The sequence below is a fragment of the Endozoicomonas sp. 2B-B genome, assembly GCF_053470045.1.
Genome location: NZ_JBLZMU010000001.1, coordinates 5632282 through 5654468, shown reverse-complemented (window position 1 = coordinate 5654468; position 22187 = coordinate 5632282). Strand labels below are relative to the sequence as shown.

The following is a 22187-nucleotide window of genomic DNA, read 5'->3' as shown; positions in this document are numbered from 1 at the left end:
TGCTGATAAAAAGCCCATTAACAACAGGAAGCTTTTTTAACGAGTGCAGGTTAAAGTATGATCCCACAATATGCCTTAAAGACGCTTTTGTTTTCAGTAATTTTGTTTTTTTATCAGCAGGGGCTGGCAAATGACACCTATGATCTTGAAGAGTTTCGCAAGTATCAAATGAAAAACTGGAAACCGCTTTCAAAAGAACAACAAAGTTGCACAGGTCAACCCGCCATGAGTCCACTTGAAAACATCTGTATTGGTTTTGTCAGACTTAATATGGAATCTGACGATGTATCTGGAGATGGCCGACTGGAAATCTGTGAAAATTACGAGGTTACTGAGCAAGACTTTAGGCTTCTGGTCAACTTTTATTTTAACTATGTGAACAGTACTGATACTCAAAATGATCGAAAAATGCGCACTCAAAGAGTACTGAGACTGATACATCATATATTCGCTATAAATATAAACCAGATCAATGGAGCAAGCCCTGACAAAAAAGAGCTAATCAGAGTTGCAGCACAAAGCCTCTTCGAATGTTTTTTTTCTTCTGAAATGAGAAATGGCGGGAAAAATCCTTATTTCCATTATTTCTCTTTAGATTCGCTAGCAAGTCAGTCCGACTATGTCGGTTTAAATAATGGTTTAGTCCTGATGCTTCTGACTTTTCTTGGTCCTCATTTTCTTTTCAGCAATGATTTTGATAACTACTTTACCGTGCTGCGTAACAGTTATACTGAAAAAAGCTACGATCGGGCATTATCCCGTGGATCGCTTTATGAAAATATCAATGAAAATTCTCCACATAGCATTGCCAGTTATTTCACTGCAGCCGGATTGGACACAGAAACAGCACTTCTAATTGGTTTAACTGCAATGGCATCAGCAGCTTTCCAGAGCCTCAACTCAGGGCAGGAATGGCCAGAGACACTGGAAACTTTGTTGCAAAGATACTTACCCTGCGAGATTCTGGGCACTGTCTACTGGAGTTTGGTTGGCCTTTTTCCTGCAGGACGTTCATGGCCTGTACCTGAGGTCATGTTTACCGTAGAGGGTATGCAAGAGTTTACACAGGTTATTTTGGGTATTGACGACACGGCTGAGTCTGCATTATTGCAAGCAGAATCTTCTCAAAGTCCGGACTGTCAATCGGATTATTCTCAGGGTTCAGACAATCAGGCTGAGGACCCTGACGGGGAGCCGCATTCTGAGCATCAGGATCAGCTAATAGTCATAAAGCAACAAAATGAACTGATAACCGAACTACGGGAGGAATCAGCAGACCAACCTGCTACGGAGGAAACGGGTGCTGTCGGAGGAGCCTCGGCAGGAACCAAAAAATGTCCACTTTGTGCCGACCCACTGACAGATATTATCGTGTTAGATTGTTGTGAAGACTCCGGCTTTTGCAATACTTGTGCTGATCGACTTATATATGAGCAGAGCGAATGTCTCTTTTGTCGGAACGTACCCTTGTCATACATGAAGGCTCCTGAGATGTCTTTACCTTGAATGTACGCGCAGTGCCAGTCTGATGCTTCTCCTTCCTGTTCAGTGCGGTCAGCACTTTTCCCCGGCATATACACCTGAGACCAGGCTGCAGGTGACTGGTATCAATGGCAACATCCAGATCAGCTTTTTCTATGGGTCTCTGTAGACTAATTACCTGGCCAGTTGGTTTCGCATATTCTGGCGAGTGGATTTTTTCATCCTTCAAGGCGCAACGACGGGCGCGTAGCCATAGCTACGCAACCAGAGTTGGAACGCAGAAGGATGGAAAAAGCCGCCGTCCAGAATATGCGAAACCAACTGGTTAGGTACTTATATACATGTGTGCCAAAGGATGCTGATGCAAAGCTCATTAACGGTCGCAAGCTCTGTTAACGAATGCAGGTTAAAGTATGACCCTACCATGTGCCTTAAAGACGTTTTTGTTTTCACTATTTTTGTTTTTTATCAGCAGGGGCTGGCAAACGATACCTACGGACTTGAGGAATTTCGTCATCATCAAAAGAAAAACTGGAAACCGTGTTGTTAAAATACCTTCCATTCGGTTTTCTGCCTATTGTCTACAAAAATATAGCCCGCCATTGCCTCCCTCCCTCCCTCGCGCCCTGTACCTGGGGTTATGTCGACAGTGAGCAGTATCCAGGAGTTTACACAGAGTATTTTGGGTATTGACCTCACACCTGCATCATCGTCAGAAAGCCGCCATATAAGGTTTTTACATTACATAACGTTTTATTCTGAGGATTCAGACAGTGAAGGTTCTAGTGAGGAACCTGTTGTTGGCACGTTGTGGACACGCTGGTTTTTGCAAAGATTGTGCTAAGCGAATCATAGATGAACAGAGGCACTGTCCCTTTTGTCGGGAAAAGCCCTCATCATTCATAAGGGTTATCGACATGTCTTTTCCTTGAACGTGGCACAGTGCCAGTCTGATGCTTCTCCTTCCGGATGAGTGGGATCGGCACTCTTCTCCCCAGTGGGGTACACCCGAGACAAGGCTTCAGGAGATGGGTGTTAATGGCAATATCCGGATCAGCTTTTTCTATTGCTTTCCATGTCCTATAAAAGTATGTGCTAAGGAAGATCACAGAAAGATCATTAATAGTAGTGCAGCTGTTTTGACGAATGCAGGTGAAAGTATGGCCATATCATTTGCCTTAAAAACGCTTTTGTTTTCAGTGTTTTTTTTTATCAGCAGGGGCTGGCAAACGACACCTATCGCCTTGAAAAATTTCGCGATCATCAAATAAAAAACTGGAAAGAGCTTTCAAAAGAGCAACAAAAATGCACGGGTCAGCTCGGCATGAGCCCTATTGAAAATATCCGCATAGGTTTTGTCAAGCTTAATTTAGTCTCTGACGATGTGTCTGGAGATGAGCGACTGCAAATTTGTGAAAATTACGAGGTTGCTGAGCAAGACTTTAAACGTCTGCACAACTTTTATTTCGATTATGTGGAAATGGGTGATCCTCAATATCGAAAAGTTCGCATTCAAAGAATGCTGAGACTATTACATCGTATATTCGCTATGAATATAAATATGACCAATGAACAAAGCCGGGAAGAGAAAAAGATAATCATTACAACGGCACAAAGCCTTTTTGAACAGTTTTTTTCGACTGTCAACATAAATGGCAAAAGCAATCCTTATTTCAATTATTTCTATTCAATTCCGGAGGCCCCTCTGTCTGATTATGCTGATGTTAATAACGATCTGGTTCTGATAGTTCTTGCTTTTCTTGGTCCTCACTTTCTTTACAAGGAACAACTTTTTACCAGCTTTGTTATGTTGGCTGGCATATATACCGGGCAAAGCTTCGATCAAGCATTCGACAGTGCGCTGCTCTGTGAAAATATCAATGAATATAATTCTCCGCAAAGCCTTGCCAATCAATTAAATGCAGCTGGGCTGGACGCAGGAACAGCGCTTCTAATCGGTTTAACTGCAATGGCATCAGCTGCTTTTCAGCGCATGAATTCAGAACTGGAATCGCAGGAGACACTGGAAAACTTGTTGATAAGATGCTCGCCATTCGAGCTTCTGCCCATTATCTACAGCAATATAGCCTGCCATTGCCGCCCTGGACGCTCGTGCCCTGTACCTGGGGTTATGTATACCTTATATAGCATGCAAGAGTTTACAAACAGTATTTTGGGTTTTGACCCTACATCTACATTATTATTGGCATCATCGGCAGAAAGTCTGAACTTTCTCGTGGATTATATTGTGCTTTCAGATAATGAAGGTTCAGACAGCGAGGGTTCTGTTGATGATTCGGATTCAGGGGATCAGGATCTGTCAATAGTCGTTCAACAACAAAATGAACTGATAGCCGAGCTGAGGCAAGAATTAGCAAACCAAACTGAAAAGGAGGAAGCGGGTGCTGTTGGAGGTGCCTCAGCAGAAACCAAAAAATGTCCACTTTGTACCGACCGCTTGACAAACGTTATAGCGTTACAAAGCTGTGGACACGCTGGTTTTTGCAAGAATTGTGTTGAGCGACTCATACGTGAGGAGAGGGAATGTCCCTTTTGTCGGAGCGTGCCCTTGTCATACATGAAGATTCTCGACATGTCTTTACGCTGAATCTCTGCACAGCACCAGTCTATTGCCTGATGTTTTGAAACACATCGACGAAGTACTTATAAGAATCTATGCCTGAAAGAAGACAACTGTCAAGTAACGTCTGGAACAGGGCAGGGTTATCTGAACGTTCTTTTTGTTCAGCTAAAAAGGCCAGTTTTTTCTCCCCATCGGGATACATTGGGGACTAGACTGCATGTGATTGTTGTCAATGGCAACATCCGGATCCGCTTTTTCAATTGCTCTTCATAGCCTGTGTAAATATGTGCCTGGGAACTCACAAAAAGAACGTTAACAGTAGTACAGCTTCAACGAGTGAAGGTGAAAATATGACCATGCTATGCGCCTTAAGGATACTTTTGTTTTTAGTATTTTTGTTTTTTTTTCAGCAGAGCCTGGCAAACGATACTTACAACCTTGAAGAATATCGCCATCATAAAAAGACAAACGGGAAACAGCCTTCGGAAAAACAACAAAACAGTACAGGTCAACCGGCCATGAAACCACTTGAAAACATGCGTCTTGGCTTTGTAAGGCTTAATTTAGCTTCTGACGATGTATCTGGAGATGAGCGACTGGAAATTTTTGAAAATTACGAGGTTGCTGAGCAAGACTTTAAACGTCTGGAGAGCTTTTATTTTGATTATGTGAATATGGGTGAACCTCAACGTCGAAAAGTTCGCATTCAAAGTGTATTGAGACTTATACATCGTATATTCGCTATTAATATAAATAGATTTACTGTTCAAAGTCGAGCAGAGCAAGTGTTAATCAATGCAATGGCAAAAAGCCTTTTTGATCAACTGTTTATGTCTGTCAACGTAAATGGCAGAACCAATCCATATTTGAATTATTTCTATATAGCTCCGAACGTATATTCATCCAGTTATGCTGATGTTGACAACGGTCTGGCCCTGATGTTTCTTGCTTTTCTTGGGCCTCACTTTCTTTCCAAGATTGGCTTGTATACCAGCATTAGGATATTGCAAAACATATATACCGGAGTAAGCTGCAATCAAGCATTTGATTGTGCATTGCTTTCAGAAAATATCGATGAGTATCATTCTCCAGAAAGCCTTGCCAGTCAATTAAATGCAGCCGGATTGGACGCAGGCACAGCGCTTCTAATCGGTTTAACTACAATGGCATCAGCCGCTTTCCAGCGCATGAATTCAGGACTGGAATTGCTGCAAACACTGGAAACCGTATTGATAAGATGCTTGCCGTTCGAGCTTCTGTCGATTGTCTACAGCAATATAGCCAGGCATTGCCGCTCTGGAAACTCACGCCCTGAACCTGCGCTTATGTACTCCGTGTATGGTATGCAAATATTTACACACAGCATTGTGGGTATTAACCCCGTGCCTTTATCGGAGGCAGCATCGTTAGAAAGTCTGGAATTTTTAGTGGATTATCATGAGCTTTCAGACAGTGATTCTTCTCTTGAGGAATCGGATTTCGAGGATCAGTCAATCGTCGTTCAGCAACAAAATGAACTGATAGGCCAACTTCGACAGGAATTGGCAAGCCAATCCGCAACGGAGGAAGCGGGTGCTGTCGGGGGAGCCTCAGCAGAAACCAAAAAATGCCCACTTTGTACCGACCGCCTGACAGACCTTGTAGCGTTACATAGTTGTGGACACGCTGGTTTTTGCAGGAATTGTGCTGAGCGACTCATACGTGAGGAGAGGGAATGTCCTTTTTGTCGGAACGTACCCTTGTCATGCATGAAGATTCTCGACATGTCTTTACCCTGAATGTGTGAACAGTGCCGGTCTATTGCCTGGCGCTTTGAAGCACATCGACGAAGTACTTGTAAGGATTAATGCCTTAAAGAAGACAGCTGACAAATAATGTCTGGAACAGGGCAGGGTTATCTGAACGTTCTTTTTGTTCAGCCAAAAAAGTCAGTTCTTTCTCCCCATCGGGATACATCAGAGGCTAGACTACACATGATTAGCGTCAATGGTAACATCCGGATCAGCTTTTTCTATTGCTCTCCGTAGCCAGTATAAATATGTGCCGAGGACGCTCACACAAGGCTCATTATTGGTAGTGGTACATCTGTTTCAATCAGTGAAGGAGAAAGTATGGCCATGCTATGCGCCTTAAAGACGCTTTTGTTTTTAGTGTTTTTGTTTTTTTATCAGCAGGGGGTGGCAAATGATACCTATAACCTTGAAGAATTTCGCCAGCATCATATGACAAACTGCCAGCCGCCTTCAAAAAAACAACAAAGGCTTACAGGTCAACCCGCAGTGAGCACACTTGAAAACATCCGTATTGGTTATGTAAGACTCGATCTGGAATCTGACGATGTATCTGGAGATAGGCGGCTGGAAATCTGTGAAGATTACGAAGTTGATGAGCAAGACTTTAATCGGCTGAACAACTTTTATTTTGATTATGTGAATATGGGTGAGCTTCAGCATCGAAAAGATCGCATTCAAAGAGTACTTAGACTGTTGAGTCGTATATTCGCTATGAACATAAATATGATCAATAAACAAAGCCCGGAAAAGAAACCGTTGGCAAATGCAAAAGCAACAAGACTTTTTGAAAAAAAGTTTTTGTCTGTCAGGGTAAACGACAGAATCAATCCTTATTTCCATTATTTCTATCCGGATTCGACAGAAAATCAGTCGAATTTTCTCGGTGTTAATAATGATTTAGTCCTGATGTATCTTGCTTTTCTTGGGCCCCACTTTCTTTTTCAGAATGACTTATATGCTTACTTTGACGTACTTCATAATAGCTATGCCGATAAAAGCTGCGAGCAAGCATTCGACCGTGAATTGCTTTCTGAAAATATCAATGAATATGACTCTCCGCAAAGTCTTGCCAATCAATTAAAAGCAGCTGAATTGGACGCAGGTATAGCACTTTTAATCGGTTTGACTGCAATGGCAGCATCAGCTTTTCGGCACATGCATTTAGGACTGGAATGGCATGAGACACTGGAAGCTTTGTTACGAAGACACTTGCCAGACGAACTTTTGGCCGTTATCTACAGCAATATAGACGAACATTGTCATCCTGTGTCATCGTACACTATACCTATGGTTATGTTTACAGCGGGCGGTATGCAAGAGTTTACATACAGTATTATAGGTATTGACCCCCACGCATTATCGTCAGAAAGCCCGGACAATCGATTGGATTATTCTGAGAGTTCAGAGACTGAGTTTTTTCTTGAGGAATCGGATCCTGAGCATCAGGATCAATCAATAGTCATTCAACAACAAAATGAACTGATAGCCCAGTTACGAAGTGAGTTGGCAAGCCAAACTGCAACGGAGGAAGCGGGTGCAATTGGAGGAGCAGCAGGAGTCACCAAAAAATGTGGAGTTTGTCACGAGCCACTGCAAGAAGTAATGGGTTTTAAAAGTTGTGAACACGCTGGTTTGTGCCAGATTTGTATTGAGCGAATTATACGGGAGCAGACCGGCTGTCCCTTTTGTCGGGTAAAATCGGAATCATACAAAAGGCTTTTGGATATGTCTTTTCATTGAAAATGGGTTGTCATCTCCCCGGCTGCATCAGAATAAGCTTTTCTTATTGGTCATTATGACCATAAGTAGTTGCCAGGGACGCTCATACAAAACTCATTAATAGCAGTGCAGCTGTTATAACGAATACAGGTGAAAGTATGGTAAGACCATGTTCCTTAAAGACACTTTTGTTTTCAATGTTGTTGTTTTTTTCTCACCAGTTGATGGCAAATGATAGTTATGATCTTGAAAGATTTCGCGAGTACCAAAAAACAAACTGGAAACCACCTTCAAAGAAAAAACAGAGGCAATCAGGCCAGCCTGTCATGGGCCCACTTGAAAACATCCGCATTGGCTTTGTCAGGCTTAATTTAGAATCTGACGATTTGTTTGGAGATGTGCGACTGGAAATCTGTGAAAATTACGAGGTTTCTGAGCAAGACTTTCAACGACTGCTAAACTTTTTTTTTAACTATATGAACATAGGTGATCCTAACTATCGAAAAACACATATTCTAACGGCACTGAGACTCATACACCGTATGTTCGATATCAATATGAATACGTTCATGGGACAAAGCCCGGAAGAGAAAGAATTAATAACTACAATGGCAAAAAGCCTCTTTGAGCAATTGTTTTTATCTGACAATGTAAACGGCCGAAGGAATCCTTATTTCCTTTATTTTCATTCAGTTCCAGCAGACGATAGGTCTTATAATGCCGGTGTTAATAACGGTTTAATCTTGATGTTTCTTGCTTTTCTTGGTCCCCATTATCTTTCTCGGTATGACTTGTCTGAATGGTTTAGCGTGCTTCAAAGACGCTATACCAAAAAAAGCTACGGTCGAGCATTCTCCTGTGAGCTGCTTGCTGGAGATGTCAATGAATATAATTCTCCGCAAAGCATTGCCAATCAATTGACTGCAGCCGCACTGGACACAGAGACAGCACTTCTAATTGGCTTAACCGCAATGGCACCAGCCGCTTCCCGGTGCCTGTATTCAGGACAGAGATGGCCAGAGGCACTGGAAACCTTGTTGATGTGTCACTTACCAGACGAACTTCTGGCCACTATCTACAATAATTTAGCCAGCCTTTGCCACAACGGACGCATCTTCCCTGTCCCCACGGTTATGTACACCTTGAGTGGCAGGCAAGATTTTACGCATAGTATTTTGGCTATTAACCCTGAACCTGCGATATCATCGGCATCATCGTCAGAAAGCCTGGACTATCAATCGGATTATTCACTGGATTCAGACAATGAGGTTGAGGAGCCTGGTGAGGCGTTGGATTCCGGGCATCAGGATCAGTCAATAGTCATTCAGCAACAAAATGAACTGATAGCCCAACTACGACAGGAAATAGCAAGCCAACACAGAGCGGAGGAAGCCGGTGCAGTGGGAGGAGCCCCAGAAAAAGTCATAGAATGTCCGGTTTGTTTCGAACCACTGCAAGAAATAACGTTATTAGAAACTTGTGGACACGCGGGTTTATGCAGGGTTTGTGCTGAGCGATTTGTTCGGGAACAGAGGGGATGTCCTGTTTGTCGGAAAGAACCGGAATCATTCAGAAAGATATTCTTAATGCCCCCTCATTGAATGTGTATGCAGTGCAAGTTTATTGCCTGATACTCTGACTCCATGGGAACGATAGAGTCAGTTTGTACCCATTATCAAGAGAAAGCGTTCGAGCGGGGTTCAGACCACGCTATTTGTCGAGATCGGATGGCAGCTGTTTCAAGGAATTCAGGTGGAAGTATGACCATAGAATGTGCCTTAAAGATGCTTGTGTTTTCAGTATTTTTGTTTTTTTATCAGCAGGGGCTGGCAAACGACACCTATGACCTTGAAGAATTCCGGCAGCATCAAAAGAAAAACTGGAAACCGCCTTCAGAAAAACAACAAAGTTGCACAGGTCAGCCCGCCATACCCCCTCTTGAAAACATTCGTATTGGTTTTGTCAGGCTTAATTTAGCTTCTGACACTGTATCGGGAGATGAGCGACTGGAAATCTGTGATGATTACGAGATTTCTGAGCAAGACTTTAATCGTTTGAATAACTTTTATTTTGATTATGTAAACGCGACTGAACAATCTCGAAAACTTCGCATTCAAAAAATGCTGAGACTAATGAATTTTATATTCACTATAAATATAAACAGGACCAATGGGAAAAACCCCGAAGATAAACGAAGAATAAATGCAATAGCAGAAAGCCTCTTTGAGAAAAACTTTTTGTCGGAAAGTATAAATGACGGGAGTGAACATTATTTCCATTATTATGATTTTGAATTCACAGCGAATCATTACAGTTATGACAATGTTAATAAAGATTTATTTCTGATGACTTTTCTTGGTCCCCACTTTCTTTTACAGAATCAATTATATGACCACTTTAAAGTGCTGCATAACAGCTACACCAGAACAAGCTACTATCATGCATTTGAACGTGAATTACTTTCTGTAAATATCAATGAATATCATTCTCCGCAAAGTCTTGCCAATCAATTAGATACAGCTGAATTGGACGCAGGAACAGCACTTTTAATCGGATTAACTGCAATGGCATCAGCGGCTATCCAGCGCATTAATTCAGGAAGGGAATGGCAAGAGACCCTGGAAACCTTGCTGATAAGTTACTTGCCATACGAACTTCTGGATGTTGTCTACAGAAATATAGTCATTCATTGCCACGCTGGACGATCGTATCCAGTACCTATCGTTATGTTTACCGTGAATGGTATGCATGAGTTTACAAACAGTATTTTGGGTATTGACCCCACACCTGCATCACCGCCAGAAAGGCGGGGCCACTCAGTGGATTCTTCTGAGAGCTCGGACAGTGATGGTCATATTGAGGAAACAGATACGGAGCATGAGGATGCGTCAAAAGTGATTCAACAACAAAATGAACTGATAGCCGAACTGCGACGGGAATTAGCAATCCAGTCCGAGAGGGGGGAAGCTGGTGCAGTTGGAGGAGCCTCAGGAGCAGTCAAAAAATGCCCACTATGTCGCACACCACTGGAAGACATTATGCTGTTACAGAGTTGTGGGCATGCTGGTTTTTGCAAGAATTGTGCTGAGCGAATTATAAACGAGCAGAGGGACTGTCCCTTTTGTCGGGAAGCTAGCTTATCAGTCATTAGAGTTATCGACATGTCTCTTCCTTGAATGTGTGCACAGTGCCAGATTGCCTGATGCGCTGGAGCAAATCTACGAAGTAGTTGTATGGATCAATGCCTGCAAGAAGACAACTGACGATCAATGTCTGGAGCAGACTAACGCTGTTTGTCCCATCTTCTGTCCGGCTAAAAAGTCACTGCTTTCTCTCCATCGGGATACACCCGAGAGCAGGCTTGAGGTGATTGCTGTAATGGCAACATCCGGGTCAGCTTTTTCTGTGGGTCTCCATGGCCTATATAAATAGGCTCAGGGGGGCTCACGTAAAGCTCATTAATAGTTGTGCAGCTGTTTTAACGAATGCAGGTGAGAGTATGACCATAGGATGTGCCTTAAAGACACTTTTGTTTTCAGTATTTTTGTTTTTTTATCAGCAGGTGCTGGCAAACGACACCTACGGCCTTGAAGAATTTCGCAGGTATCGTAAGGCAAACACAAATCCACCTTTAAACGAACAACAAAGGCAGGCTTATCAAAGCCCATTTGAAAACATCCGCATTGGTTTTGTCGGACTTAATTTAACCTCTGACGACCTGTCTGGAGATGAGCGATTTGAAATCAGCGGAAATTACGAGGTTGATGAGCAAGATTTTGGACGTCTGATCAGATTTTATTTTCATTATGTGAACAGGACTAACGATCGATATGATCAAAAAACTCGCATTCAAAGAATGCTGAGACTAATACATTATATGTTCGCTATAAATATAAATCAGACCAATGTACAAAGTCCTGACAAGAAAGCGCTAATTAAAGCAATAGCACAAAGCCTCTTTGAACATTTTTTTTCGTCTGTAATGAGAGGTGGCCGGAGAAATCCTTATTTTCATTATTTCTCTTCAGATTGGGGAGCAAGTCAGTCCAATCATGTTGGACTTAATAACAATTTAGTCCTGATGCTTCTGGCTTTTCTTGGTCCTCATTTTCTTTCTGGCAATGACTTTACTAACAATTTTACCGTGCTGCGTAAGAGATATACCGGAATAACCTACAATCGGGCATTTTTCCTTGGTTGGCTTTCTGAAAATATTAATGAATACAGTTCACCGAGCAGCATTGCCGGTCAATTTATGGCAGCCGGATTCGACACGGAAATAGCACTTCTAATTGGTCTGACTGCAATGGCATCAGCAGCTTTCCACAGCATCAACTCAGGGCGGGAATGGCCGGGGACACTGGAAGCATTGCTGCGAGGGTACTTACCCTACGAGATTATGGCTACTATCTACTGGAACTTGGCTCGTTTTTGCCCCTCTGGACATTTACGCCCTGTACCTCAGGTCATGTTTACCATGGAGGGTATGCAAGAGTTTACAGAGGCTATTATGGGTATTTGCACCACACCCTCTGTGCCAGTGCAGGCAGAATCGTCAGAAACTCTGGACTATCTATCGAATTATTTTCGAGGTTCAGGCGACAGCAGGGAGTTTGAAGTTGAGTTTGAGGCTTCTGGTGAGGATCCAGATTCTGCGCAGCAAAACCCGGCTGTAGTCATTCAACAACAAAATGAACTGATAGCCCAGCTGCGACAGGAATTAGCAAGCCAAACTCTAACGGAGGAAGCTGGAGCCGTTGGGGGCGCTCCATGTGAAACCGCTAAATGTCCAGTTTGTTTCGAACCACCGCATGAAATGACGGCACTAGAGCCTTGTGGACACGCTGGTTTGTGCAAGACTTGTGCTGAACGATTTGTACGGGAGCAGCGGGGGTGTCCCATTTGTCGGAAAATAACGCAATCTTACAGGAATATATACCTCGTGCCACGGCCCTGAAAAGGGGAGCCGTTAAGGCTCCCTTATACGACAGCGGATTATTTGTTACGGATAAACTGCAGGAATTCCTGACGGGAAGGCTGGTTTTCACGCATCAGGCCCAGCATGACAGAGGAGGTCATGGAAGAGTTCTGCTTTTCGACACCACGCATCATCATACACATGTGTTTGGCTTCAATGACAACACCCACCCCTTTTGCACCCGTAGCTTCAACAATTGCGTCGGCAATCTGCCTGGTCATGTTTTCCTGGATCTGTAGACGACGGGCAAACATATCCACAATGCGGGCGAACTTGGACAAGCCGAGCACTTTGCCATCAGGTATGTAACCAATGTGGCACTTGCCAATAAAGGGCAGCATGTGGTGTTCGCACATGGAGTAGAGTTCAATATCCCTGACGACCACCATTTCGCTGATATCGGATTCGAACACCGCGTTATTGACAATATCCTCAAGGCTTTGCTCATAACCGCGTGTCAGGAACTGCATGGCCTTGGCGGCACGTTTCGGGGTTTCTCTCAGGCCATCACGGTGAATATCTTCTCCCAGGGATTCGAGAATGGCTTTGTAATGTTCGCTCAGATGTTCGGTCATGGATCGCTCAATAGTGACATGAAAAGTAGTGGCATGAAGAGGGCAGGGGGCGGATACTGTCTGTCCTTCATGGGTAGTTCATGTAAAAAATTGGCCAGAGTTTAACATAAAGGGGGCCATGTGGAACGGTTTGAGTCTCTGAGAGATTTATTTGTTGGCGGACTTGTCAGCTCTGCTCAATCTAGGTAAGTTACAGCGAGTATCAGATGCCTACTGTAAAGTAGTAAAAAAATAACAAACGGGATCGATTATGATAAGAAAACTCAAAAAATGGGTTGCACCTGTTCTTATGCTGGCAGCTACCGGTGCTCAGGCTGAGACCGATAGCGGTACCCTGGAAACCGTGTTAAGCAAAGGTTACCTGAGTTGTGGTGTAAACACCGGTCTGCCGGGTTTTGCGACACCTGATGAGAAAGGCAAGTGGTCCGGCATTGATGTCGATGTCTGTCGTGGCGTAGCAGCTGCGGTACTGGGTGACGCCTCCAAGGTTAAATTCATTCCCCTGACCGCCAAAGAGCGTTTTACCGCTCTGCAGTCTGGTGAAATTGACATGCTTTCCCGTAATACCACCTGGACACTCACCCGTGACGCATCGCTGGGTCTCAACTTTGCCGGTGTCAGTTATTACGATGGTCAGGGTTTTCTGGTGAAAAAAGAGCTGGGTGTGACCAGTGCCAAACAACTGGATGGTGCTGCGATCTGCATTCAGTCCGGTACGACTACCGAGCTGAACCTGGCCGATTATTTCCGCACCAATGGCATGAAATACCAGCCTGTTGTCTTTGATACCTCCGACGGTACGGCCAAAGGTTTTGATTCAGGTCGTTGTGATGTCCTGACTTCTGACCAATCCCAGCTTTATGCCCTGAGACTGCGTCTGTCCAAGCCGGATCAGGCTGTCGTTCTTCCCGAAGTGATTTCGAAAGAGCCTCTGGGGCCACTGGTTCGTCAGGGTGATGACCAATGGTTCAACATTGTGAAGTGGTCTCTGTTCGCTATGATCAATGCCGAAGAACTGGGTCTGACTTCAGCCAATATCGACAAGAGCAAGTCCTCAACCGATCCTTCCGTTCGCCGTTTGTTGGGCATTGAAGGTCCAAAAGGCAAAGGCATGGGCCTCAAGGACGACTGGGCTTACCAGGTAGTGAAGCAAGTGGGTAACTACGGTGAAGTCTTTGAGCGTAATATCGGTGCATCCTCTCCTCTGAAGATTGAGCGTGGCCTCAATGCCCAGTGGAACCAGGGCGGTATTCTCTACGCACCTCCTTTCCGCTAAGAGTTCTGAAAGGCCGACAGCCCCAATAAAGAGGGTTGTCAGCCTTCTGCTATCAGATGCCTATAGCAAATACCTCTGGCAAAATACCTTTAGCAAAATAAAAGTAAAGTCATGAAAGGATTCTTCATGGCTAATAAAAAAGGCACCCTATGTTAGTAAGACTCTGGCGAGACCCGGTCTGGCGGGCTGTTCTTTTTCAGGTTCTGTTGATCCTTGCCGTCGTGGCAATGGTCGCCTGGGTAGTGAACAATACCCTGTCGAATCTCGAGCATCGCGGTATCAGTACCGGTTTTGATTTTTTATCCCAATCCGCAGGTTTTGGCATTATCCAAACTCTGGTGGAGTACGACGAAAGCCACACTTTTGGCAGAACCTTTCTGGTGGGTTTGCTCAATACTCTGCTGGTCTCATTGCTGGGCGTTATCTTTGCCACCGTTCTTGGATTCCTGATCGGTGTCGCCCGCCTCTCCTCTAACTGGCTGCTGTCAAAAATGGCCAGTATTTATATTGAGGTTTTCCGGAATATTCCCCTGCTGCTGCAGATTTTCTTCTGGTACTTTGCGGTTCTGGGCATTCTGCCCAACCCCCGTCAAAGCATCAGCCTGTTTGATGCCGTCTTTCTTAATGTCCGTGGTATCTCTCTTCCCTGGCCCGAATTCAATGCTGGCATGGTGACCGTTGTCTGGGTGTTTGTCGCTTGTCTGGCTGTTGTTCTGACGCTGAGACTCTTTATGCGGCCATGGTTGTTTAACCGTCAACATGGCGAAAACAACGGGCGAACGATTCTTTTTATCAAGCTGGCAATGGCTTCATTCGTTGTGCTGATTCCACTGCTGACCAGCTTTCTGGTAGATGCACAGTTGCAATGGGAGATACCGGAATTAAAAGGTTTTAATTTCTCTGGTGGTCTGGTTTTAATCCCCGAACTGGCTGCACTCTGGTTTGCTCTGAGTATTTATACTGCGGCTTTTATTGCTGAAGTCGTTCGTTCTGGTATTGAGTCCGTCAGCAAAGGTCAGAAGGAAGCCGCTGCGGCTCTGGGTCTCAAGCCCCGCAGAGTTTTGAGTCTGGTGGTGATTCCCCAGGCCATGCGGGTGATTATTCCGCCCCTGACCAATCAGTATCTGAACCTGATCAAGAACTCTTCACTGGCGACGGCTATAGGTTATCCGGATCTTGTTAGTGTATTTGCGGGAACCACACTGAACCAGACCGGTCAGGCCGTTGAGGTGATTGCTATGACCATGGCCGTTTATCTCACGATCAGTCTGACCGTCTCCGTGTTAATGAACTTGTATAACCGCTGGGTATCGCTGGTAGAGCGATAAGGACTCTCTTTATGAAGAGCACGAAGATGGAAGAAAAAATGATTCCTGCAAGAGAGCCCCCGGTCAACTCGAGGGGTGTTTTAGGCTGGATGCGGGAGAAGCTGTTTGCGACGCCCTTACAGTCACTGATGACACTGACCATTATTTACGGGCTCTATCTGATCCTTCCTCCCTTTTGGCAGTGGGCGGTCATGGACGCCACCTGGACGGGCGAAAGTCGCTCGGCCTGTAATGTCGACGGTGCCTGCTGGGCTTTTGTTACTGCACGACTGGATCAGTTTATTTACGGCTTCTATCCCGAGAGTGAAATCTGGCGGGTGAATTTGTTTTTTGCGCAGTTGGCACTGATTCTGGGTTGGCTGATGATTCCGGCCATACCCGGCAAGAAGCTGGCATTGGGGGTGGGACTGCTGGTGTTGCCTGTGACCTCCTGGCTGGTGCTGTCCGGAGGCTACTTCGGTCTGCCCGAGGTTGAAACCCACAAGTGGGGTGGTTTGATGGTGACACTGGTGCTGGCGCTTTATGGCATGTTGGCATCACTACCGGTAGGCGTTTTGCTGGCCCTTGGCAGACGATCTTCCATGCCGGTTATCAGAACTTTCTGTACCGCCTATATTGAACTTTGGCGTGGCGTTCCGCTGATTACTGTCCTGTTTATGGCGTCGGTTATGCTGCCGCTGTTTGTTCCGGAAGAAATTGTTTTCGACAAACTGGTTCGGGCCCTGATTGGCATCGTTATGTTCCAGTCAGCTTATATGGCAGAAGTGGTGCGGGGTGGATTGCAGGCGATTCCAAGAGGCCAGGTAGAAGCCTGTCAGAGTCTCGGAATGGGCTACTGGCAGAGTATGTTGCTGGTGGTGCTGCCCCAGGCTGTTCGTCTGGTGATTCCCGGCATTGTGAATACCTTTATTGCCCTGTTCAAAGACACCAGTCTGGTATTGGTGATTGGTCTGTTTGATCTGCTTTCGATTGTTCAGGCGGCCCTGAATGACCCCGAGTGGCTGGGCAGTGCCGTAGAAGGTTATCTGTTTGCCGGATTTGTGTTCTGGTTGTTCTGTTTTGGTATGTCCAAATACAGCCAGCGCCTGGAAAAGAATTGAATTCAAGAATAATGAAAATGAGAGGTCTTCATGGATAAGATGGTCCGGGAAGTTAAAGACCCTGCAAGTCCTGTCATCAGGTTGAATGGGGTTAACAAATGGTACGACAGCTTTCATGTCCTCAGAGATATTAATCTGGATGTGGTGCGTGGCGAAAAGATCGTGATCTGCGGGCCTTCCGGCTCGGGTAAGTCGACGTTGATTCGCTGTATCAATGCGCTGGAAGAGCATCAGGAAGGCCAGATTATTGTTGATGGCACAGAGCTGACCCGGGACCTGAAAAATATAGAGAAGGTCCGTCGTGAAGTCGGTATGGTGTTTCAGCAGTTTAATCTGTTCCCCCATCTGACGGTACTTGAAAACTGCACGCTGGCGCCGCTCTGGGTCAGAAAAACCGCTAAAAAAGAAGCGGAAAAAACAGCGATGGAATACCTGGAGCGCGTTCGTATTCCCGATCAGGCGGATAAATATCCCGGACAACTCTCGGGAGGACAGCAGCAGCGTGTGGCAATTGCCCGAAGCCTGTGCATGAACCCGGAAATCATGTTGTTTGACGAGCCGACTTCGGCACTGGACCCGGAAATGATCAAGGAAGTACTGGACGTCATGATCGAGCTGGCCAATGAAGGCATGACCATGCTCTGCGTGACCCATGAAATGGGCTTTGCCAAAACGGTAGCGGATCGTATGATCTTTATGGATCAGGGGCAAATCGTGGAAGAGGCGACACCGGAAGTCTTCTTTAATAATCCGAAGTCTGAGCGTAGCAGGGAGTTTTTGGGGCAGATTCTTAATCACTGACTGCCGCAGGGAATTCAGTTTGAATTCCAAACAACAAGGCCGCTAATCTTTTGATCAGCGGCCTTGTTGTATGTTTCTACTGAAAAACCGGCTTAGAAACGGTAAGTTGCAGAAGCATGGAGGGAGTATGAGCTGGATTCATACTTGCCACTGTAAGATGTAGTGTCCTCAGTTAGTTGACCACCACCTTTTACATCGTCATTCTCAACGGTGTCGTAGACAGCCGCAAAGTCCAGATCCACCTGTCCATCAAGAATGCTGGTTCCGGCACCCAGAGTGAAGCTGTGGGCATTGGCTGGAGTAGAGAAGGTAGGCGCAGCATACTCTTCGGGTACAACAGCTGTTGTATAAATATAACCTGCTCTCAGGGCCCAGTTCTCAATGCCGGTGTACTCGGCTGCGATGCGGTAGTTGTACTGGTCTTCCCAGTTGGTGTTGATTGCGGGTACGGCCAGATCGCTGACATCATCGGAGGTAAACTTGATCTGTTCGTTGTTGCTGTATTCAGAGTATGTGACTTCACCAAACAGCGTCCAGTGTGGAGCTACCTGATAATCAATACCAGTAGAGATCTGCATGGGTAATGCTGTTTCTGCGGTTGCATCACCTGTACCGTTTGAGTCAGGGCCAGTGCCGTCTCGGTAGTTGTAATCACCATCCGCTTCAATATCAACTTCAGAGCGGTAGTTGATACCCCAGCCCCAGCGGTTGTCATCGGAGCGGTACATAGCTCCCAGACGGACACCGAAGGTGTTAAAACCGCTCATGTCGTTATAGCCAACAGAAGCTCCAACGTTGCCAATGCCAATATTCTCGGTAGCCAGCAGGTTGATGTCAGCAGTGGCATACGTCAGGCGATATGTACCCCCAACGGACCAGTTATTGTTGATGCGATAAGATAACCCCAGACCCGCTTCAATAATTTTGATGTCAGTAGAGTAGTCGCCTGTGACTGGGTTGGCTACTGCACCGCCAGCAATTCTATCGCCAACCGTTACATCTTCATACTTGGCTGCAGCACCACCAGAAGCATAAACACCATAACCCATAGTGAACTTGTCGTTCAGTTTGTATAGACCTGTCAGGCCGCCTGCGGGGGAAAAATTGGTTTCACCTTCAATAAAACTTGGCTCACCAGCCGCAGGACCATTTACCTGAGTAAAAGTAGGAGACACATGCAGAGCAATATCATTGGACTCCGCAAAAGCCATACCGGCCGGGTTGAAGAAGATGGCACTGGAATCATCGACAGAAGAAACGGCTGCACCTGCCAGTGCACTGTATTCGGCATCCCAGAGCGTCGCTTTCTCAAAACCACCGGCTACCGCATGACCTGCAGAAACAGCAGCAGCGAGAGTGGAAACGAGGAAAAAAGGCGAGGAACGTGTAGGGCTTTTCATTATTACTCCTTAATGGTGGCAAGACCTCAGGCAGCTCCCTGTTTTAAAAAAGGATTTCTTTTTATTAACAAGTGACATCAATCTGCCTGATTGCGAACCGTGTGGCTCTTGTGGATTTTTGCTGGTTCGCTGGTCGAACGAGGGCTATTTTATTTATTCTTAATCGAAATTAATGTTATTTTTTTGTAAATAATTAGCTATTAAAAAGTCTTTTAAAAGTGCTTCAAAACAAGCTTTTGAAACTATGGCAAGCAGTAACTCTATTTCTGGATTGTTGATTCAAGTTGAATCGTCTTGTTAATTATGATTCGAATATTATTCAATTTATGGTTGCAACTAATTCAATACACCTTGATTAGTAGGGAACATTCATCCAGAGACGATAATGAGGTCGGATCGAGTGATTAATACATTAACTGTATTTATGAGAGGGTAAACATCTATTGGGCTGAGGGGAGTAAATAATGATCTAAGAAAAAAACAAAGCCGCAGACTTTAGATCAGCGGCCTTGTCTATTATGCGTCTAACAAACCGACTTAGAAGCGGTAAGTTGCAGAAGCATGGAGGGAGTAGGAGCTGGATTCATACTTACCAGCATAAGATTTAGTAGTGCTGGTCAGGTCACCACCCCCTTTTACATCGTCATTCTTAACTGTGTCGTATACAGCAGCAAAGTCCAGATCCACTTGTCCATCAAGAATGCTGGTGCCTGCACCCAGAGTGAAGCTGTGGGCATCGGCTGGGCTTGAGAAGGTGGGTGCAGCATATTCTTCGGGTACAACAGCTGTTGTATAAATGTAACCGGCTCTGAGAGCCCAGTTTTCGATTCCGGTGTACTCGGCAGCAACGCGGTAGTTGTATTGGTCTTCCCAGTTGGTGTTGATTGCAGGTACCGCAACAGTGGTATCGTCAGAGCTAAAGTCGATCTTTTCAATGTCGCTGTACTTAGAGTATGTGATCTCACCGAACAGGGTCCAGTGTGGGGCTACTTGGTAGTCGACACCGGTAGATATCAGCATGGGCAGTGCTGTTTCCGCAGTGGCATCTCCTGTAACGATGGAGGCGGAGCCTCTACCGTCTCGGTAGTTATAATCACCATCTGCTTCAATATCGACTTTAGAACGATAGTTGATACCCCAGCCCCAGCGGTCGTCATCAGAGCGGTACATGGCACCCAGACGAACACCGAAGGTATTAAAGCCGCTCAGGTCGTTATAGCCCACTGAAGCTCCAAGAGCACCACCAAACGCATCGGGGGCTGACGCCAAGTTGATATCGGCAGTAGCATAAGTCAGGCGATATGTACCCCCAACGGACCAGTTATTGTCGATGCGGTATGATAACCCCAGACCCGCTTCAATAATTTTGATGTCAGTAGAGTAGTCGGCTGTGACTGATGCAGAGCTGCCAACCTTAACATCCTCATAACTGGCAGCCGCACCACCGGAAGCATAAATACCGTAACCCATGGTGAACTTGTCATCCAGTTTAAACAGACCTGTAAAGCCGCCAACAGGGGAAAAGTTTTTTTCACCATCAGTAAAGTTTGTACCATCCGCAGGACTGCTTGTCTGGGTAATGGTTGGAGATAAGTGCAGAGCAATATCATTAGACTCCGCAAAAGCCAGACCGGCCGGGTTAAAGAATATGGCACTGGAATCACTGACAGAAGAAACCGCTGCACCTGCCAGTGCAGTGTATTCAGCATCCCAGAGCGTCGCTTTTTCAAATCCACCGGCTACCGCCTGACCTGCTGAAAGTGCAACAGCCAGGGAGGAGGCTACAGCTAATGGAGAGAGAGAAAAATGCGAGGAACGAGTGTGGCTTTTCATTATAACTCCTGGCGGTGGCAAGACCTGAGGCGGCTGCTTGTTACAAAGAAAGCCACAAAGAAATGACTTCTTTTTGATTAACAAGTGATGTGAGGCTGCCTGATTGCGAACTTTGTTTGCTCTTTTTTGAGTCTTTTCCGGTTCGCTGGTCGAAAGACCGCTGGTCTATTTATGCTTATTATTAGTTTTTGTTGCCGTTTTAAACGTGCTCTGCAATGGACGTTTGAAACGACAGTACGAAATATCTCTGTTTAGAGGTGTCGAGTCAAGACAGGGTTGGGTGTTAATTGTAATTCGAATAGTATTCGATTTTTATTTTAATGAATTTAAGATGTTTTGGTGCGGCTTTTTATTACTAACTTAATGATATTTAATGGTTTTTCTTGAAGGTTGAGATCCGGAACAGTATCGAGAAAAGAAGAAAAAAAATTTTAAAAAAATAGGCAATCGAGTCTCTGATTGCTGTGTAGGCGTCAGTAATCGGGCCATGTTGAATACTTAAGATGTTTTTTATATAAACTGAAAGACAGGCACTCATGGTGTCATCTGAACCTGCATAAGGCTTCGGAGTTTGACGAAAGTTCCTGTTGAATTAAGTAAGCGCCCTGATGTGGCCTATGCGATTTGGAACGTATACTTTGGGTATTCATTCATCGGATTCATTCTCTCTTTCATGCTGCTCTATATTCTGGATTTATTTGGTACTGCAGTGTTTGCCATCAGCGGTGCCTGGCTGGCCTGTCGCAAGGATATGGATATCTTTGGGGCAATGGTTCTGGCGTTTGCCACTGCCGTGGGGGGTGGCACGATTCGCGATGTTCTTCTGGGAGCAACGCCGGTTTTCTGGGTGCAAAATCATGATTATGTTCTGGTTACTCTTGCCTCAACCCTGCTGGCGATTCTGGTAAGGCGCTGGCATCAGAAAACCCATCATATGATGTTGCTTTCTGATGCGCTGGGTCTGGCTGTATTTACTGTGATTGGTGTCACCAAAGCTCTGGATTTCGGAGCTTCGGCTATTGTCTCTGTCATGATGGGGGTACTTACCGGTTGTGGTGGAGGGGCTATCCGTGATCTGCTTTCTGGTGAAGTGCCGCTGGTGCTAAAAAAAGAGGTCTACGCCTTTGCCGCTATGGCGGGTGGTGCTCTTTTTGTTGTATTGGAATCTTATATTGGAGTCAATATGGCAACACTCCTGTCTGCAGGTCTGGTTCTGTTACTCAGACTTTTGGCTCTTTACAAGAAATTATCTCTCCCCCGTTTTGACCTGCCTCCCACCGCTCGCTGACCTGAAAGGAGCTTTGAGATATAGCTATTT

General features: G+C 45.3%; 17 protein-coding genes. 14 read left to right on the top strand and 3 right to left on the bottom strand.

Annotation, left to right across the window (positions count from 1 at the left end; all coding sequences use genetic code 11):
• Window positions 1-57 precede the first annotated feature (57 nt).
• The 9 genes from ACOMHB_RS20905 (at window position 58) to ACOMHB_RS20865 (ending at window position 12535) form a co-directional block, all read left to right on the top strand.
• Window positions 58-1506 (top strand): RING finger protein, encoded by a 1449-nt coding sequence (locus ACOMHB_RS20905; protein WP_448218062.1) that lies wholly within the window; start codon window positions 58-60, stop codon window positions 1504-1506.
• Window positions 1507-2255: 749 nt separating this feature from the next.
• Window positions 2256-2414, top strand: coding sequence for an RING-HC finger protein (locus tag ACOMHB_RS20900; protein ID WP_448218061.1), 159 nt, complete (start codon window positions 2256-2258; stop codon window positions 2412-2414).
• Window positions 2415-2806: 392 nt separating this feature from the next.
• Window positions 2807-4090, top strand: a complete 1284-nt coding sequence (locus tag ACOMHB_RS20895; RefSeq protein ID WP_448218060.1) for an RING finger protein — start codon at window positions 2807-2809, stop codon at window positions 4088-4090.
• 326 nt (window positions 4091-4416) lie between these two features.
• Window positions 4417-5844 carry an RING finger protein gene (locus tag ACOMHB_RS20890; protein ID WP_448218059.1) on the top strand — a complete coding sequence of 476 codons (1428 nt, stop codon included), beginning with the start codon at window positions 4417-4419 and terminating at the stop codon, window positions 5842-5844.
• 333 nt (window positions 5845-6177) lie between these two features.
• Window positions 6178-7599, top strand: coding sequence for an RING finger protein (locus tag ACOMHB_RS20885; RefSeq protein WP_448218058.1), 1422 nt, complete (start codon window positions 6178-6180; stop codon window positions 7597-7599).
• Window positions 7600-7904: 305 nt separating this feature from the next.
• Window positions 7905-9179: an RING finger protein gene (locus ACOMHB_RS20880; protein ID WP_448218057.1), complete on the top strand. Its 1275-nt coding sequence runs from the start codon at window positions 7905-7907 to the stop codon at window positions 9177-9179.
• A 159-nt stretch (window positions 9180-9338) separates the two neighbouring features.
• On the top strand, window positions 9339-10754 hold the full coding sequence (locus ACOMHB_RS20875) for an RING finger protein (RefSeq protein WP_448218056.1): 1416 nt from the start codon (window positions 9339-9341) through the stop codon (window positions 10752-10754).
• A gap of 19 nt (window positions 10755-10773) precedes the next feature.
• Window positions 10774-11010, top strand: a complete 237-nt coding sequence (locus ACOMHB_RS25755) for a hypothetical protein (protein ID WP_487247188.1) — start codon at window positions 10774-10776, stop codon at window positions 11008-11010.
• Window positions 10994-12535, top strand: a complete 1542-nt coding sequence (locus ACOMHB_RS20865) for an RING finger protein (RefSeq protein WP_448218055.1) — start codon at window positions 10994-10996, stop codon at window positions 12533-12535. The genes ACOMHB_RS25755 and ACOMHB_RS20865 overlap by 17 nt, the downstream gene beginning before the upstream one ends.
• Before the next feature lie 38 nt (window positions 12536-12573).
• On the opposite strand, the gene folE is transcribed toward ACOMHB_RS20865, so the two are convergent.
• The gene (gene folE / locus ACOMHB_RS20860; RefSeq protein ID WP_317145386.1) at window positions 12574-13131 is read right to left on the bottom strand and encodes a GTP cyclohydrolase I FolE; all 558 of its coding nucleotides are present in this window, start codon (window positions 13129-13131) and stop codon (window positions 12574-12576) included.
• A gap of 250 nt (window positions 13132-13381) precedes the next feature.
• On the opposite strand from folE, the gene ACOMHB_RS20855 reads away from it, so the two are divergent.
• From ACOMHB_RS20855 to ACOMHB_RS20840, 4 genes are all read left to right on the top strand, one after another.
• Window positions 13382-14407, top strand: coding sequence for an amino acid ABC transporter substrate-binding protein (locus ACOMHB_RS20855; protein WP_422135035.1), 1026 nt, complete (start codon window positions 13382-13384; stop codon window positions 14405-14407).
• Between the two features lie 149 nt (window positions 14408-14556).
• Window positions 14557-15735 carry an amino acid ABC transporter permease gene (locus ACOMHB_RS20850; protein WP_448218054.1) on the top strand — a complete coding sequence of 393 codons (1179 nt, stop codon included), beginning with the start codon at window positions 14557-14559 and terminating at the stop codon, window positions 15733-15735.
• Window positions 15736-15746: 11 nt separating this feature from the next.
• Entirely contained in the window at window positions 15747-16835 is a 1089-nt protein-coding gene (locus tag ACOMHB_RS20845; RefSeq protein WP_422138746.1) for an amino acid ABC transporter permease, read from the top strand.
• 39 nt (window positions 16836-16874) lie between these two features.
• Complete coding sequence (locus tag ACOMHB_RS20840) at window positions 16875-17636, top strand: amino acid ABC transporter ATP-binding protein (protein WP_410493919.1); 762 nt, start codon at window positions 16875-16877, stop codon at window positions 17634-17636.
• Between the two features lie 92 nt (window positions 17637-17728).
• Here ACOMHB_RS20840 and ACOMHB_RS20835 read toward each other — a convergent pair whose 3' ends face one another.
• On the bottom strand, window positions 17729-19036 hold the full coding sequence (locus ACOMHB_RS20835; protein WP_448218053.1) for an OmpP1/FadL family transporter: 1308 nt from the start codon (window positions 19034-19036) through the stop codon (window positions 17729-17731).
• Window positions 19037-19573: 537 nt separating this feature from the next.
• Window positions 19574-20869 carry an OmpP1/FadL family transporter gene (locus ACOMHB_RS20830; RefSeq protein WP_448218052.1) on the bottom strand — a complete coding sequence of 432 codons (1296 nt, stop codon included), beginning with the start codon at window positions 20867-20869 and terminating at the stop codon, window positions 19574-19576.
• A 571-nt stretch (window positions 20870-21440) separates the two neighbouring features.
• Between ACOMHB_RS20830 and ACOMHB_RS20825 the strand changes: the two genes are divergently transcribed.
• Window positions 21441-22157, top strand: a complete 717-nt coding sequence (locus ACOMHB_RS20825) for a trimeric intracellular cation channel family protein (RefSeq protein ID WP_422135028.1) — start codon at window positions 21441-21443, stop codon at window positions 22155-22157.
• Window positions 22158-22187: the final 30 nt, after the last annotated feature.